At 54.2% G+C, this 15,433-nt stretch carries 12 protein-coding genes; 9 read left to right on the forward strand and 3 right to left on the reverse strand.

Annotated elements, in window-relative coordinates:
* Positions 1 to 520: 520 nt before the first annotated feature.
* From F3I47_RS20135 to F3I47_RS20145, 3 genes are all read left to right on the forward strand, one after another.
* Complete coding sequence (locus tag F3I47_RS20135) at positions 521 to 745, forward strand: DUF3606 domain-containing protein (protein ID WP_009093256.1); 225 nt, start codon at positions 521 to 523, stop codon at positions 743 to 745.
* A 518-nt stretch (positions 746 to 1,263) separates the two neighbouring features.
* The gene (locus F3I47_RS20140; RefSeq protein ID WP_150030328.1) at positions 1,264 to 3,048 is read left to right on the forward strand and encodes an EAL domain-containing protein; all 1,785 of its coding nucleotides are present in this window, start codon (positions 1,264 to 1,266) and stop codon (positions 3,046 to 3,048) included.
* A gap of 168 nt (positions 3,049 to 3,216) precedes the next feature.
* Positions 3,217 to 4,404 (forward strand): diguanylate phosphodiesterase, encoded by a 1,188-nt coding sequence (locus F3I47_RS20145; protein ID WP_009093254.1) that lies wholly within the window; start codon positions 3,217 to 3,219, stop codon positions 4,402 to 4,404.
* A 1,261-nt stretch (positions 4,405 to 5,665) separates the two neighbouring features.
* Here F3I47_RS20145 and F3I47_RS20150 read toward each other — a convergent pair.
* From F3I47_RS20150 to F3I47_RS20155, 3 genes are all read right to left on the reverse strand, one after another.
* Positions 5,666 to 6,739 carry a RepB family plasmid replication initiator protein gene (locus F3I47_RS20150; protein ID WP_009093253.1) on the reverse strand — a complete coding sequence of 358 codons (1,074 nt, stop codon included), beginning with the start codon at positions 6,737 to 6,739 and terminating at the stop codon, positions 5,666 to 5,668.
* A 1,226-nt stretch (positions 6,740 to 7,965) separates the two neighbouring features.
* Positions 7,966 to 8,109, reverse strand: a complete 144-nt coding sequence (locus tag F3I47_RS22565; protein ID WP_223812782.1) for a hypothetical protein — start codon at positions 8,107 to 8,109, stop codon at positions 7,966 to 7,968.
* The gene (locus F3I47_RS20155; protein WP_223812783.1) at positions 8,110 to 8,829 is read right to left on the reverse strand and encodes an SDR family oxidoreductase; all 720 of its coding nucleotides are present in this window, start codon (positions 8,827 to 8,829) and stop codon (positions 8,110 to 8,112) included. It lies immediately after the preceding gene.
* Positions 8,830 to 8,934: 105 nt separating this feature from the next.
* On the opposite strand from F3I47_RS20155, the gene F3I47_RS22570 reads away from it, so the two are divergent.
* The 6 genes from F3I47_RS22570 (at position 8,935) to F3I47_RS20180 (ending at position 15,388) form a co-directional block, all read left to right on the forward strand.
* Entirely contained in the window at positions 8,935 to 9,111 is a 177-nt protein-coding gene (locus F3I47_RS22570; protein ID WP_223812784.1) for a LysR family transcriptional regulator, read from the forward strand.
* Between the two features lie 57 nt (positions 9,112 to 9,168).
* On the forward strand, positions 9,169 to 9,810 hold the full coding sequence (locus tag F3I47_RS20160) for a substrate binding domain-containing protein (RefSeq protein WP_223812785.1): 642 nt from the start codon (positions 9,169 to 9,171) through the stop codon (positions 9,808 to 9,810).
* 624 nt (positions 9,811 to 10,434) lie between these two features.
* Positions 10,435 to 11,637 carry an AAA family ATPase gene (locus F3I47_RS20165; protein WP_009093252.1) on the forward strand — a complete coding sequence of 401 codons (1,203 nt, stop codon included), beginning with the start codon at positions 10,435 to 10,437 and terminating at the stop codon, positions 11,635 to 11,637.
* The gene (locus F3I47_RS20170) at positions 11,634 to 12,605 is read left to right on the forward strand and encodes a ParB family protein (protein ID WP_009093251.1); all 972 of its coding nucleotides are present in this window, start codon (positions 11,634 to 11,636) and stop codon (positions 12,603 to 12,605) included. The genes F3I47_RS20165 and F3I47_RS20170 overlap by 4 nt, the downstream gene beginning before the upstream one ends.
* 184 nt (positions 12,606 to 12,789) lie before the next feature.
* Entirely contained in the window at positions 12,790 to 13,716 is a 927-nt protein-coding gene (locus F3I47_RS20175; RefSeq protein ID WP_150030329.1) for an aminoimidazole riboside kinase, read from the forward strand.
* Positions 13,717 to 13,873: 157 nt separating this feature from the next.
* A complete protein-coding gene (locus F3I47_RS20180; RefSeq protein WP_150030330.1) occupies positions 13,874 to 15,388 on the forward strand; it encodes a carbohydrate porin in 1,515 nt (504 codons plus the stop codon).
* The last annotated feature ends 45 nt before the right edge of the window (positions 15,389 to 15,433 follow it).

Consider the following 15,433-nt stretch of genomic DNA (forward strand, 5'->3'; position numbering starts at 1 on the left):
CGCAGGATTGGCTGCAGCTTCTTTCGTCTGCCAGACGCGCAGACTGAGGTCGAAACGCTCTGCGGCGCTCTGCTGTGACAGCCCGGCGGCCAGACGAAGTTCACGCACATTACTCTGTACAGCCACAGGCGGCTGAGGGGGACGATTAACCAAAAAGGACTCCTTCAACATGATGAAACCGCAAAGGCGCAGCGCTTCGCCTGTATAAAGCGAAGCGACCCGGAAGTGGCCCTGCGAATTGACCTGAGAATAATTGACCATTTTAAATAAATGTCAAATTCCGGATTCTGCATTCCGGCAGGATTTCTTTGTAAACGAAACGGGTAATTCTGCCCCGCCGGCGACTTTTCTATTTTTTTAGAGTGCCTTATTGCGCCAGCCAGGAATAGTCCTGATATTTGACTTAAGCGCGATTCAGGGATTAATCCGCTACCTCAATGCCTCACTCTTCATCACGATAGCTGTTTAGCCTGAGGGTGCTGCTCAGCGGGCACCATCAAAAATACGAGGAGGATAATAAATGAAAAATCCTATCCAGCGTCGCTCACCCGACGATCTGTCACGTGTAGAGATCCGTGAACAGTGGCAAATCACCTACTGGACCCAGGAGCTGAAGACGACTCAGGAGAGGCTGACGCGTGCGATTCGCGAACAGGGATCGCTGACCGAACAGGTGCGGGCGTGGCTGGAGCAAAACCCGCCACCCCGGCGTCCGTTACAGTCCCGCAACGGCATCAAACGTTAACCTGATTACTGCCTGACGTGCTGCGTCAGTGGCAGCCCGGCGGCGGATTGGCCTGCCTCAGCCATCACAATGGCGACAGGTTATCTCTGCCGGAGTAACCCGGTTTTCTGCTTTTACCAGTCATATTAACAGGTTATCTTTCTCACCCGTCTCTGCTCAGCGACGCGGTTCCGCAGCCTGTCGCGGCTGCAGGGTTCAGACTGACTTAGCAAAACCATTCACGCGCCTGAATGCATATTGTTCTGCTGCCCTGAAATAAATATTAAAAAGTCTGAAATCACACGTTTTCTGAAAATGACAACAACATGTAAATATTAACGCCTCTCTTCGATTAAATTTTCGAATCGTAAACACGCTTTTAATGCGTTAAAGAAAATATTCAGAGACAGCTGCCGCAGAGTCACCTATCATTCAGCGGAAAATAAAAAATACGCTATATTTACTGCCGCCTGATCGACATTTCAAACCGGACAGTTTTCTTTTTCGCTCCGTAATCAACCGGTGCGGGGTATACACACATGCTTAAGAATTTAAACGGCGATGATGAACGCAGAAGCCGTGCTATACAGGCGTTGCGCAGTCCTGATGAAAGTCGCGATGACGTCCTGCGGAAATTTGTCCGTCTGGCGAGTCAGGCACTGGGCATTCCGGGCAGCTTTATCTCTGTTCTGGATGATGAGTATCAGACCGTACAGGCCTCGCACACATTCAATCTTCAGCGCTCCACGCGTGAGGATTCTCTCTGTCGCCACGTGGTCGACAGTAACACGCCTATGGTCGTGCCCGACACCTGGCACGACCCGCGTTTTGTCAGGCATCCCCTGATCACCGGCGCACCCTTTATTCGCTTCTATGCCGGCGTACCGCTGAAAACGCGCGATAACATTATTCTGGGTACCCTGTGTGTGACGGACACCGAGCCGCATATTTTCACTTCCGATCAGGTCATGACGCTGACCCTGCTCTCCACGTTGGTCATGTCTTTTTTGGAAGCCTGGCATGCGGCCGGGTTTGTCGATCCCGTAACCGGACTGCCTAACCGCCAGCGTCTGATCCGTGATTTGCAGTATCTGGCCGTGGCGGGCGACATCACACCCCGCCGCCTGGTCCTGATTGATTGCATTGATATGTCGCGAGCCTATGAACTGGCCCGCACGATGGGAATGGGTCCGGTTGAAAGCCTGCTGAAAGATATGGCCACCCTGCTGCCACTGCGGCTGCGTCCGGCGGTGGGCGAAATGCTCTATACCGTGGCCACCGGGCGGTTTGCCATCCTGACCCGGGCAGACAGCCGCCTGAGTGCCGCCTGGGTGGCCGGTCGTCTGGAGGGTATCAGTGCAGATGTGGATGATGGACTGTCGGTCGCGCTGACACCGCACACCGGCGAAGCGGGCTTTGTGGCCAGTCAACTGTCGGCACCTGAGGTATTACGTCGCGCCGTCAGTGCCCTGAACGATGCGGTCGGACTGGGGCTGCCCTCGCAGCGCTATGACGCCGAGGCGCAGACGCAGCATGCTGACGATTTACTGCTGATGAACGATCTTAAAGCTGCGCTGCGCGACAACGTTGGGCTCTATATGGTTTACCAGCCGAAAATCTGCCTGCAGAGTGGCAGACCGGTGGGGCTGGAAGCGCTGATCCGCTGGCAGCATCCTACCCGGGGTGAACTCTCGCCAGGTGCCTTTATCCCGCAGGCTGAACAGACCGAACTGCTCTCTCTGCTGACGGCCTGGATTATCGATCAGGCGGTAGCCCGCCTGAGGCGGCTCAGGAATAGCTGCATCCAGCTGCCGTTAACGATTAACGTCAGCGTGAACGACTTCTCGCAGGAAGGCTTTGCTTCTGCACTGGAAAGCAAGCTGGTCAGGGCTAAGCTCCCCACCTCACTGCTGGGCATTGAGTGTCTGGAAACTGAACGTATCCTTGAAAGCCCTGATGCCCTACGCGGGCTGGAGAGACTCAGAGAGTGTGGATTTACGATTTCGCTGGATGATTTTGGCTCCGGCTACAGCAATATCAGTTATCTGCGCCGGATGCCGCTGGATGTTATCAAGCTGGATCGGTCCCTGATCAGCGAGCTCTCTTCCGATACTGCCTCACGCATCATTGCCCGCAGCATCATCGCCATGCTGAAAGAGCTGGACTACACCGTGCTGGCAGAGGGGGTCGAGTGTCCCGATGCGGTGACCTCGCTGACAGAGTATGGTTGTGACCAAGCTCAGGGCTACTTCTATTCCAGACCGCTGAACGAAGAAGCACTGGATCACTGGCTCAACTGGAAGCTGCGCGGAGAGCCCTGCTGAGTGACCGCCTGCACGTACCGGATCTGTCAGCCGGAACGTCACCCGACAGCCGCTGCGCTTAGTGCTGCCTGCCCGTGTGCACGCCGTGCTACAGTCAGTAAGGAAAGATGAAACATTTTTTAAACAGTGTTAGCGTGTGCGCTATATTCACCTAAAGCGGAGCTGCACATGCTGACTACCATTATATACCGCAGCCATATTTCCGATGATTTTCCGGTCAGAACCCTGCCTGAGATGGTCGATCACGCCAGCGAAATCAACACTGCGCACGACGTAACAGGCATCCTGTTATTCAACGGCACACACTTTTTTCAGTTGCTTGAGGGGCCGGAAGCGGGCGTTCAGGCAGTCTATCAGCGCATCTGTGCCGATCGCCGGCATCATAATGTCGTGGAGCTGATGCGCGACTACGCACCTTCCCGCCGGTTTGGTAATGCGGGTATGTCGCTGTTTGACCTGCGTGAACATGACCGCTCGTCGCTGCTCCAGGCGGTGCTGGACAAAGGGACCTCGAAATATCAACTGACCTATGATGATCGGGCACTGCAATTCCTGCGGACCTTTGTTGAGTCACGTGAGAAGGAGAACTATTACGAGGTTCTTCCGCCCGGTTACTGGGAATTCATTTCAGAGCATAACGAGGTGCCGGATTCCCGCCCTGAAACAGAAGGCGTCAGTTTCCGCCCGGTCGTCGATCCGCTGGCTCGTAAAGTCACCGCGATTGAAGCCACTATTGTCAGAGCGGCGCCCTCCGATGCAGCCTCAGACGCCCAGCTTCACGCTGACGATCTGGAGACCCTGAAAAAGACTTTCGCCCATGCAGGTCAGGTCTGCCCTGATGGCATGACGCTCTACGTCAGCCTGCTGCCGATGACGCTGGTGGTGATACCCGATGCCGTCACGCAGATTGTAGCCGCCATTCAGCAGGCGGGACTGGTGCCGGAGCAGGTGGTCATCGGCGTGAGCGAAACGGCAGTTATCTCGCAGCTGGCCGCCTTCTCTGAAGCGGTTCGTGCGTTGAAAGCCGCCGGGATCAGCCTCTCTATCGACAATTTTGGAGACGGCTCCGCCGGGCTTTCGCTGCTGACCCACATTCAGCCGGACCGTATTCGTATCGACGCCGGGATCACCCGCGACGTTCACCGCAGCGGCCCCAAACAGGCGGTGGTTCAGGCAATTATCAAATGCTGTTCTGCGCTGGAAATCACCGTAATCGCAGCCGGTATCGTCCAGGCCGAGGAGTGGATGTGGCTGGAGGCGGCTGGTGTGATCAACTTCCAGGGCACCCTGTTTGCTGCCGCTGGCCGCTACCAGGCTGAATCGGTCGCCTGGCCGGAATACCGGGAGGCGATGTAACGCAACCTGCCTGAACAGCAACAGAGCGGCTGGCGCGCCGGCCGTTTTGTTGCCTCACTCCTGACAATCCTCACGCAGTTCACTGATTCACTTCCCTGTCCCGTCTCTGCCCCTGACCTGCTGTATGAGCTTTTACAGCTTCCCGTTTTGACAGCGTATTTCTGACCAGTCAGGCACAGGAATGAGGGATAACCACTATAGCGAGTAATGTTACTTCCCTGCTGCCTGCGGAAAGGCAATTTGTTGCATATTTACACACCGGCAAAGACGTAATGTGACACATATCCACTATAGCGAGTGAATCGCAGCTCAGCTCAGCGTCAGTAACCACTGTAGCGAGTATCGGTGCCAGTGAGTGTTCCCACTCAGGCGGTTCAGCGACGGGAAACAGGCGAGCAACCACTATAGCGAGAAGACTCCTCAGGCAGGATGCGTGTTTACTGTTGCAGGGACTCTCTGAGGCCATATTGGGTGCATCGGGCCTGTCATGCAGGTCAGTTCTGTGGCGGTCAGTCTTAAGGGAACCACTATAGCGAGTGATGACTGAGGCAGAGCATCGTCTTGGTATTTTTCTTGAGGTCTTATCTGACAGGGAACATGACACTAGTGAGCACTCACACACTAGGTAAGCCCACCAAAGGCGTGGCCGGACAGAAACAGTAACAACCACTATAGCGAGTAAACCTCCCCTGCCTGTTCCCGTTTGGCAACCACTGTAGCGAGTGTGTTTACCCCTTAAAACGCTATGATCTGATCATTAACTCACCGCTTTAGCGATAAAACAACCTGATAACCACTGTAACGAGTAGCTCACAGGAGAAAAAGAGCATGAGAATGGCACGATTAGCTTCGAAAACAGAAAGGGTAACCACTATAGCGAGTAAGTGAAGCGCGCGCTGCGCGATAAATACCTGCCCTGCCCCGCTTCTTCTGAGGCAGGTAGACGTTCAGCCGGATAACCACTGTAGCGAGTAAAGCAGAGAAATCTCTGTGTCAGCCGTACTCATCATCACCTTTAACAGAAGAGCAACCACTGTAGCGAGTTAACACTGGCTGCGTCGGTTAAAAACGACACAAGGCAGATTAGGTGGAGGCCACAGCGATTGAGCGGGATCTCTGACGCGGGCAGCGGGTGGATAACCACTGTAGAGAGTAACGTAACTCGCTACAGTGGTTGGCTCAGGCCTTCCTGACATCCCTACTCTCAGGCCGCGAGCGGAAAGGGCTATCACAGGGAACGAGGCGTGCTAACGTCTGAAAATTATTGCTTTTTTTGCTTCCTGATTTTGTTCAGCAGCTCTTTCTCCTCACGTGACACCATCACCAGCTCGCTGCTCTCCTCTTCCATCACGGCTTCAGGCTGGCCGACATCAATAACAGTCGGATCGTTGTAGAGATCGTCGAACTCATCCATTTCGTCATCGATCAGACCAGACTTGCTGAGCGGCAGCTCGGCCGGGCGCAGCTTGGGGTGACGGTAATGGACCCAGAAGTAAACCGATGAGCCGCGCCGGGTTTCCGTGTAGTCAAGGTATCCAATCTCTTTCAGCTGCTCCATGGCCTTTCTGACGGTGGCGTTCTGGGTGATAACACGCGAAGTAAGGTTAAGTCTGGCACGCAGCCGGGCCATGGATATCGGCGCCGGTTTAGGCGGAAGACTCTCAATGAAGGTGTAGAGCGCCTGGGCCGACTCTTTACGTGCCAGCTCATTGATGGCTTTCAGCTGCAGCAGGACTTTCCTGTCGAACTGGTAGAGCTCAAAGATTTTGGGATCGGCCTGTAAGGTGACCGTATCCTTTTTGATGCTGTATTTGGCAGACTGCACCAGATGCGTGGTGTAGTTCTCGCCACCCTTGCTGGTAAATGTCAGCGTATTGGAGGCAATACGGGTCAGGGAAGCATCCAGACGGCTTCTGAGCTTCGAGGAGAGACGCACAGAGGGTATGCCACACAATTTGGCGAATTCAACGAAAGAGAGCGTTACCGTGTCTCCCAGACACTCATGTGTGGCGAAGGCACGGATGATCCCTACCCAGGTTTTGAAATCGTTGTCCATATCCAGGCGGGCACCCAGAATCTTGATGTTGTCATACCCTTCCGAGCGGACCAGGGATAACTGTTTAAGATCCTGTGTCACATCCATGGCATTCATCTGGTTTTTCTGACTGCGCGCCGTGGATTTCAGCGTCGGAACAAACAAGCCAAGTCGCATCAGCGCGACCGGCTGAACGGTGTTGTTGCTGTTAGGCGTGAGAGTAACAACCTCGCCAGTGCGTTTGTCTGTTTCGCTAAATGCATCCGCTATGTTCAGGATATCGGGTTCTTTTCTTGGCATCAGGCAGATCCGTGTTATGAACAGGCAACAGCCGCTGTTACTCGATACAGTGGATACTATCACTCACTATAGCGGTTAATCTACTTACCGCAGTGGTTATTTCTCTCACCACAGTGGTTATCTTACTCGCTACAGTGGTTGCTGACAGGGCCTTAAGCCAGCGCTGTCAGGGCCTGGCCTGCTACAGGGATCTTTCAGGAACTATTAATGATCTTATGAGGATCGCTTACTGGCTCGAATCGGTGGATAAACGTGTAAAAACGGGCTGTTAAACGTTCATTTTCAGAAAATCAGACCAGCCACCAGCCTCATATCTTCAGAGCCTGCCTGAAAACAGGCTGTAGCTGATAGCACTGCTGTTTATGCACCGTTACCAGGGCCGTCTACTCGCTACAGTGGTTGTTCACTACTCACCAGCGCGGTTACTTCTCTCGCCATAGTGGTTGTTATACTCTCCGCAGTGGTTGTTTTTCTCGCTATAGTGGTTATTGATCCGCTCTCAGGCCTTGTGTCATAAGGCTCAGGCCGCTGCGGGGATCTGTTTAGGATCTCAATTTGATCTATTGAGGATCGACTAATTGGATCTGGCCTGTGGATAACGGGGATAAAAAGACCCAAACCAGACGCTATTCCCGTCTCAAATGAAACTGCTTTTCTGCCGTGACTCAGCGTTAAGCCGTTTCAGCAAACATGACCAGATCCAAAGCCTGACACAGGAGGGTTTAAACAAGCTCACTGAAAAACAAAAATTAACATCAGCGGGTTTCCCGAGTGAGTACTGCGCTTAAGTTGTCGATCAGCCATCAACTTTTTCTGAAGAGAAAAAACGTAAACTCACCCTGAAAAAAATTCAATTAATATATTGATTTATATGCTTTTATTTTGATTTTTTCATGATGAAAACACCGTGAATCATTGCGATATTCAACTGACATGCAATGAAAAACTTTTGCCGGTAAAAGGAAATTACACACCAGTAAAGTAAAAGTCAGAATGCGAGAGCAGAGTGATTGCCAGAAGAAGAGGAGTTCAGGCCTGCCAGAAAAGAACCCAATTCAGAGCGCAGTAGTCAATTTTCGAATCTGGATGAGAAAGCGAGAACTTATCTGGTAATCATCTGCGAATGAAAATGTAGAGCTGAATAAAGGGGAGTCCGGGATCTTAAGGAGGGCGGTTTTAACCGCCCTGATACTTATCCCGGCTTCCTGTTAAACTCCGCCCTCTTTTCATCCGGCCAGAGCCAAAGCCGTTTCGCGGTAAGAATGCAGATTACGGCCTAGCATCTTAACCAGACGCTCGCGGTCGCCCTCCTGAGGGATCATGCCGTCGCTGACGTAACGTTCGGCCATAATGCGCATTTCATATGCCATTCACACAGGCATGAAATTCGTCATACTGGCCTCAAAGCCGCCCGGATCATCGCCTCCATAAGCAATGGGGCGGCCCAGCACCTCAGTCCAGATCGCAGCCACATCAGCGCCGGTGAGGATGTCAGGCCCGACTATATTGATTGTCTCAACAGGCAGTTTCCCCGCCGCCCGATCGCGACGAATCAATTCAATGGCAGCTATTTCAGCAATATCACGGGCATCAACCATGGCCACCCCTTTAGAACCGATGGGCATCGGATAAACGTTATGCTTTCTGACCACGTCTGCGATCATTGCCTCATTATCGATGAAGTAGGCAGGCCGCAGGATGGTCGCGCTGAATCCCAGAGTTTCAAGCATGCGCTCTGCGCCGAACTTTACAGCAAAGTGAGGCACGTTTACGGCCTTATCAGCATCAAACACCGACAGGTAAACGATCCGGTCAATGCCGGCTTCCCGGGCTACATTTAGCGTGATCAGGGCCTGAGTGAATTCATCCCCGGTGACAGCATTCAGAAGAAAAAGCGTGTCGACGCCACAGAAGACTCTCCGCAGGGAATCGATATCGAGCAGATCGCCTTTAAAGACGTCCACGCCCTCTGCGAAGCTGGCTTTGCCAGGATCGCGGGTAAGGATACGTACGTCAGCGCCGCGTTTCACAAGTTGCTCAACAACATGGTGGCCGACACGGCCGGTGGCTCCGGTAACGAGAATCGTCATGTTCATTTTCCTTCAGGTGACTGGTGTAAATGAACTCTAATTCGTTCCACTTTTGTTGAGAAGATGATAAAAATAAGATGGACTGTCTCATTAATGGTACTGGCTATGCACCTTGACGACTTAAACGATTTTTTATTAGTTGCAAGCCATGGCGGCTTGGGCAAAGCAAGTCGGATTTCCGGCCGTTCCAAGGCAACGCTGTCGCGACGCATACTGGAATTTGAGGAGGCGTTAGGCGTCAGGTTACTGGAGCGCGGTAGCCGTCATATCGAACTCACCTAGGCCGGTCAGTCACTTCTTGCTCTTACGTCAGGCCCTCTGCAGGAAATAAAAGATGCCATGTCTGCTGCGCGCGATGCCGAGAGCACACCTCGCGGCCTGCTGAGGATTGCTGCACCCGTGCTCTTTTCACAACTGGCTCTGGGCCGTATTACGGCCGAGTTCAGGCAACGATATCCGGCAATAGAGATCGAAGTCATATCTGAGGATCGCGTAAGCGATCTGATCGCTGAACATTTCGATGTTGCCATACGCGTCAATCCAGGTGGCGATGACGGACTGGTAGGCCGGTGTTTCGCAAAGGACCGTCTGATTCTGACGGCGACGCCGGCATTCAGAATTCCGGAAAGCAGTAAACACTGTGCTGTGCCTGTTGATGCCGTCGTCATGTCCTCTTTCCGCACGGGAGAAACCTGGAAAGTGAATGACAGCGAGACCGTTTATGACCCCCATCCGGTGCTGAAGCTTTCCTCTCTGCTGTCGGTTCGTGACGCGGTCCTGAGCGGTGCTGGCGTTGCAATGCTTCCGCAGTCAATTATTACTGACCATCTGGAGCGGGGAGAGCTTGTTTCCTGGGGGATATCAGGAGCTGAAACACAGTTATGGGTTTTACATACTTCCCGCCGGTTGCAAAGCCCGAAGGTAAAATGCTTCGTTGAATTCATCTGTAGCAGATATACGACGGGCTGGTTTATGCCATAAAAAAGAGAAAGGTTAAAACTGATGATCATCCCTGAAACCGGGCGCCTTATCACATCGCACGCACTGTGCTTACAGCTTCTTCGCCTCTGGCAGTGACCTGGCTGACGCCGGACACAACGGCTGACAAAACGACGTCTTACTCCCCCGCCTTCTTGCTGCTCTGTCAGGCAGGTTTAACTGAGAAAAGGATTTTTATTAACGATTACGCCGCTGAATAGAGCTGTGAGGGTCGCCTTTCAGTAAGCGTGGTGCATAATCCATTGCCAATCTGAACAGCAGAATGAAAAAGCACCCTGTCTGACCATGCACAACTGCAATTTTCACCAAGCAATTTCACAGTTTACTTATTGATAAATAATAACTATTTTACGATTTTCATGATGAAAACACCCTTCTCACGGCGTTACCTGCATCGGAACACCACATCATAAAGACGCACAGATCTGGCTGTATCCTACAGAAATGCCCGCACCATCACCCGGCTCCCTTCAACACCCTGCCTGATTTCCCGACGATTTCTTATCGTCTGTAGTGAAAAATCCAGGTTTTTGGCATTTTTCTAAAAAATTGGCAGATATGCGCTTTTTGTGTAGTATGCCAAAAAACATTAAATCAGAGGGGCTTATGAAGCGTGATTATGGTGGAGTGCTGGAAATGGCCACGCGCGCCAATTCCATGTTACATGGACTGAGTAACCATATTGAGCAGCAGCGTCAGGAGTTTAACCAGACCGGTTTTTACCAGACCTTCTCACGTAATGCCGTTGCCAATATGCCTTTACTGAGCAAGCACGCGGTCGTCGCGGCTATCGGGGATATGGAAGCTGCTGGCTACCAGTTTGGCAAAAAACAGACGGGCAGTACCTCGCAGTATGCACTGACCATTCAGAACGTCGTCGACATTTATCAGCACCGTAAAGTGCCGAAATATCGCGACCGCCACGACGGCCCCTTTGTCGTCTTTGTTGTCAGCCTTAAGGGCGGGGTCTCTAAAACGGTCAGCACCGTTACGCTCGCCCACGGTATGCGCGCGCACCCCTCCATGCTGCATAACGATCTGCGCATCCTGGTTATCGACCTGGACCCGCAGGCATCAAGCACCATGTTCCTGAGTCATACCAACAGCGTGGGTTCCGTTCTGGAAACGGCCGCTCAGGCGATGCTCAACGATCTTGATGCAGACCAGCTTCGCGAACAGTTCATCAAACCGACCGTCATGCCCGGCGTGGATGTTATCCCGGCGTCAATTGACGATGGCTTTGTGGCCAGCGACTGGGAAGAGCTGGTTGCCGAACACCTGCCGGGGGTAGCGCCATCCGAAGTATTGCGCCGTAACGTCATCGATCGTCTGGCAGGCGATTACGATTTTATCTTCCTGGACACCGGCCCGCATCTGGATTCCTTTATGCTGAATGCGATCGCAGCCAGTGATGTATTGCTGACGCCTACTCCACCGGCCCAGGTCGACTTCCACTCCACGATGAAGTATCTGACCCGCCTGCCGGAAATGCTGGAGCGCATTGAATCTGAAGGCGTTGAACCGCGACTGAAGGCAAATATCGGCTTCATGTCAAAAATGACCTCTAAACACGATCACCTGACATCGCAAAGCTATGCGCGGGAAGTCTTTACAAAATCGATGCTGGACTGCAGCTTACCGCGCCTGGATGGATTTGAACGCTGCGGTGAATCTTTTGACACGGTGATCAGTGCCAACCCCTCCTCGTATCCGGGCAGTGCCGATGCCCTGCGTAAAGCGAAATATGAAGCTGAGCAGTTCTCAAGGGCGGTATTTGATCGCATCGAATATATCAGGAGCACCCTGTGAGCAAACCTATACAGCGCATTGGCCGCAAATTTGGCGACTCCGCGATAGCAAGCATGATCGACAGCAGCAGCCAGTCGCGGACTTTTACGCTGAAATCGGGCGCGAAGGCGACCTTTGTGCGTCAGCTGATCCCGCATGACGATATCGAAACCCGGACCAGCGTCGACCCGGCCATTAACGGACGGGACCAGAGCAGCCTGACACCGGAGTCGCTGCAGGAGATCACCCGGACCATTACGCTGCAGCAGTTTTTCCCGGCCATTGGTCGCGTGAACGGTGACAAAATTGAGATCATGGACGGTTCCCGCCGCCGCGCCGCCTGCATTCTGTCGGGTGCCAGCCTGGAAGTCCTGGTAACCGCCGATGCGCTGAGCCTCGCGGATGCGCGTCAGCTGGCCGCGGATATTCAGACAGCAAAAGAGCATAACCTGCGCGAGCTGGGGCTGCGCTTTATGCTGATGAACGAGAACGGCATGAGCAAATCAGAGATTGCTAAAGCCGAAGGCATCTCTAACGCCAAAGTCTCCCGCGCGTTCCAGGCGGCTGCCGTACCCGCCGAATTTATCGGCCTCTTCCCGGTGGTGTCGGAACTGACATTGCAGGACTATCAGTTACTGCTCGACGTCTGGGAGGAAGCAAAGGCGGAGGCCGCAGACGTCACGGAACTGGTCAGCGGGATAGAGCAGCAGCTGGAGGCTGAGGGTTCACTGCTGAGCGCAAATGCAGATGAGAAAAAAAGTGCCATTCTCAATGCCTTTAAAAGCGCCCGTCGCCAGTTAAAAAAGCCCGCGCCGGTCAGCAAAACGGTGACGGAAAAACTGGCCACCTTTACCACAGCAAACACCTACGCGCGCCGTAAAACCAATGACGAGAAACGCACCGTACAGTATGAATTCAGTCGTCTGCCGAAAGAGATCGCTGAGCAGATAGATGCATCGATCCGTCAGATTCTCGCCACCATGAAGTAACCTGTCTCGCTTCAGCGAAAACGAAACCGGCTCAGGCCGGTTTTTTTATATCGCTTTACTACCTGAATGAACTGCTCGCGCCCGTCAGCGAGGTATCACTCCAGCAGAAGAACACTTGAAGTCGGCATCGTTTCCCGCTATAGCTAAAACGGTTTAGCGTTCAGGTCTGATTAAAGGAGTATGTATGTCAGTTCGCGTGTGGTGCCTCGGCGATGCCGTGGTGGATCTACTTCCCGAAATGCCGGGTCGGTTAATGCAGTGTCCGGGCGGGGCTCCCGCCAATGTCGCAGTAGGCGTCGCGCGTCTGGGGGGAAACAGCGCGTTTATCGGCCGGGTTGGCGCGGATCCCTTTGGTGAATTCATGCGGCAGACGCTGCAGGAAGAGCAGGTCGACACCGGGGCCATGATAAACGATCCCCGGCACCGCACCTCGACGGTGGTGGTCGGGCTGGATGAACAGGGCGAACGCTCCTTTACCTTTATGGTGCGGCCAAGCGCCGACCTGTTTCTTGAACCGGGCGACCTGCCTGCGTTCGGCCGCGGGGAGTGGCTACACTGCTGTTCCATTGCCTTAGCGGCAGAGCCTTCGCGCACCACCGCGCTGAAGGCGATGGAACAGATCCGGGCCGCAGGCGGGCATGTCAGTTTTGATTTGAATCTGCGCCATGACCTCTGGCCCGATCCGGCACTGCTGCAGGCGGTGGTGAGCGAGGCGCTCAGCCACGCCGACGTCGTTAAACTGTCAGATGAAGAGCTCGATTTTCTCTGTCCGGAGGGTGAAGCGGCCGGGCGCATGCTGCAACTGGCGTCGCGTTATCAGATCAATTTGTTGCTGGTGACGCGGGGCAGGGAAGGGGTGCTGGCATGTTATCAGGGCCGGGTTGCGCACTACAGCACCTCCCCTGTGGTCAGTGTCGATACGACGGGCGCAGGCGATGCCTTCGTAGCGGGGTTATTGTGGGAACTCGCAAAGTCGGGTCTGCCCGCAAATGAATCGCAGCTGGCCCGCGCGCTGGCGAGTGCCCAGCGCTGCGGTGCACTCGCTACCACGGCTAAAGGTGCCATGACTGCACTCCCCTGGCTCCACCAGCTTCATGAACTGACGGAGTAATCCCTGCTTTTTACCCCTGTTTTGCGAACTATCTCACAATCACTAAACCGGTTTAGCTATTTTCGTTGCGAAGGGAAATTACCCGTGGCTATGATTTGGCCTAAACCGGTTTAGCAAAAAGCCGGTGATGATAGCCTCCTCTCAGGGACATAAAAAAATGAAAAAAAGCACCATTGCAGTGACCCTTTCTACCCTGTTGCTTTCCTCTCCCGTCTGGGCCGATTCCAGCATGAGCAGTATCGAAGCCCGCCTGGCAGCCATGGAGCAGCGGCTTCAGGCGGCCGAGCAGCGGGCGGATGCCGCCGAAACCCGCGCACGGGCTGCTGAGAAGCAGGCTCAGCAGCTCGCGGCGGTTCAGCAGCAGAATCAGGCCTCTGCCGCTCAGGTCGAACAGCGCACCGCGAAGCTGGAGCAGCATTCGGCCGATGAGGGCGGCTTTGAATTTCACGGCTATGCCCGATCCGGCCTGCTGATGAACAGTTCAGCCGCGAAAACCCAGGGCGGTCCGACCGTAACCCCCGCCGGGGAGACCGGCGGTCACGTTGGTCGTCTGGGTAATGAACCGGACACCTACGTTGAGCTGAATCTGGAGCATAAGCAGACGCTGGCCAGCGGGGCCACAACCCGTTTTAAAGCGATGCTGGCCGACGGGCAGCGGACCTATAACGACTGGACGGCCGCCAGCAGCGACCTCAATCTGCGTCAGGCGTTTGTCGAACTGGGCCAGCTGCCTACTTTTACCGGCGCCTTCGACAACGCCACCGTCTGGGCCGGTAAGCGTTTTGACCGTGATAACTTTGATATCCACTGGATCGACTCCGATGTGGTGTTCCTTGCCGGAACCGGTGCCGGTATCTATGACATGAAATGGAGCGATCAGGCGCGCAGCAACCTCTCTCTCTATGGCCGTACTTTTGGCGACATTGAAAACAACGAAAACACCGCGCAGAACTACATCCTGTCACTGAACAACTTTGTCGGTCCGGTGCAGATGATGGTCAGCGGCCTGCGGGCAAAGGATAACGATGACCGCCGGGATATTGAGGGTAACAAAGTCAAAAGCGATGCAGCCAATACCGGCGTCCACGCGCTGCTGGGCCTGCACAACGACAGCTTCTATGGGCTGACAGACGGTTCGTCGAAAACTGCACTGCTTTACGGTCACGGACTGGGAGCGGAGGTGAAATCCATTGGCTCTGACGGCGCACTGCTGCAGGAGGCCAGCACCTGGCGTCTGGCAAGTTACGGCATCACGCCGCTGGGCGGAGGCTGGCACATTGCGCCTGCTTTACTGGCGCAGCGCAGTGACGACCGTTACGTCAGAGGGGACAGCTACGACTGGGCGACGGTCAACCTGCGGCTGATTCAGGAAATCACGCAGAACTTTGAGATGCAGTATGAGGGCTCCTATCAGTACATGGATCTGCGTCCGCAGGGGTATAACAATCGCAACGCGGTCAGCGGCAGCTTCACCAAGCTCACCGTGGCGCCCACGCTGAAAGCCGGTGATGTCGGTGACTTCCTCAAGCGCCCGGAAATCCGGCTCTTTGCCACCTGGATGGACTGGGATCACCGGCTGGATAACTATGCCAGTGACGACGCCTTCGGCAGTAAAGGGTTTGATGCCGGTGGCGAATGGAACTTCGGCGTTCAGATGGAAACCTGGTTCTGACCGGCTGGCCCCGCATCCGGGGCCGGATAGTCACGCGGATAAAAA

It is taken from the genome of Pantoea sp. M_10 (genome assembly GCF_008631515.1).
GTDB classification, from domain to species: Bacteria; Pseudomonadota; Gammaproteobacteria; order Enterobacterales; family Enterobacteriaceae; genus Pantoea; species Pantoea anthophila.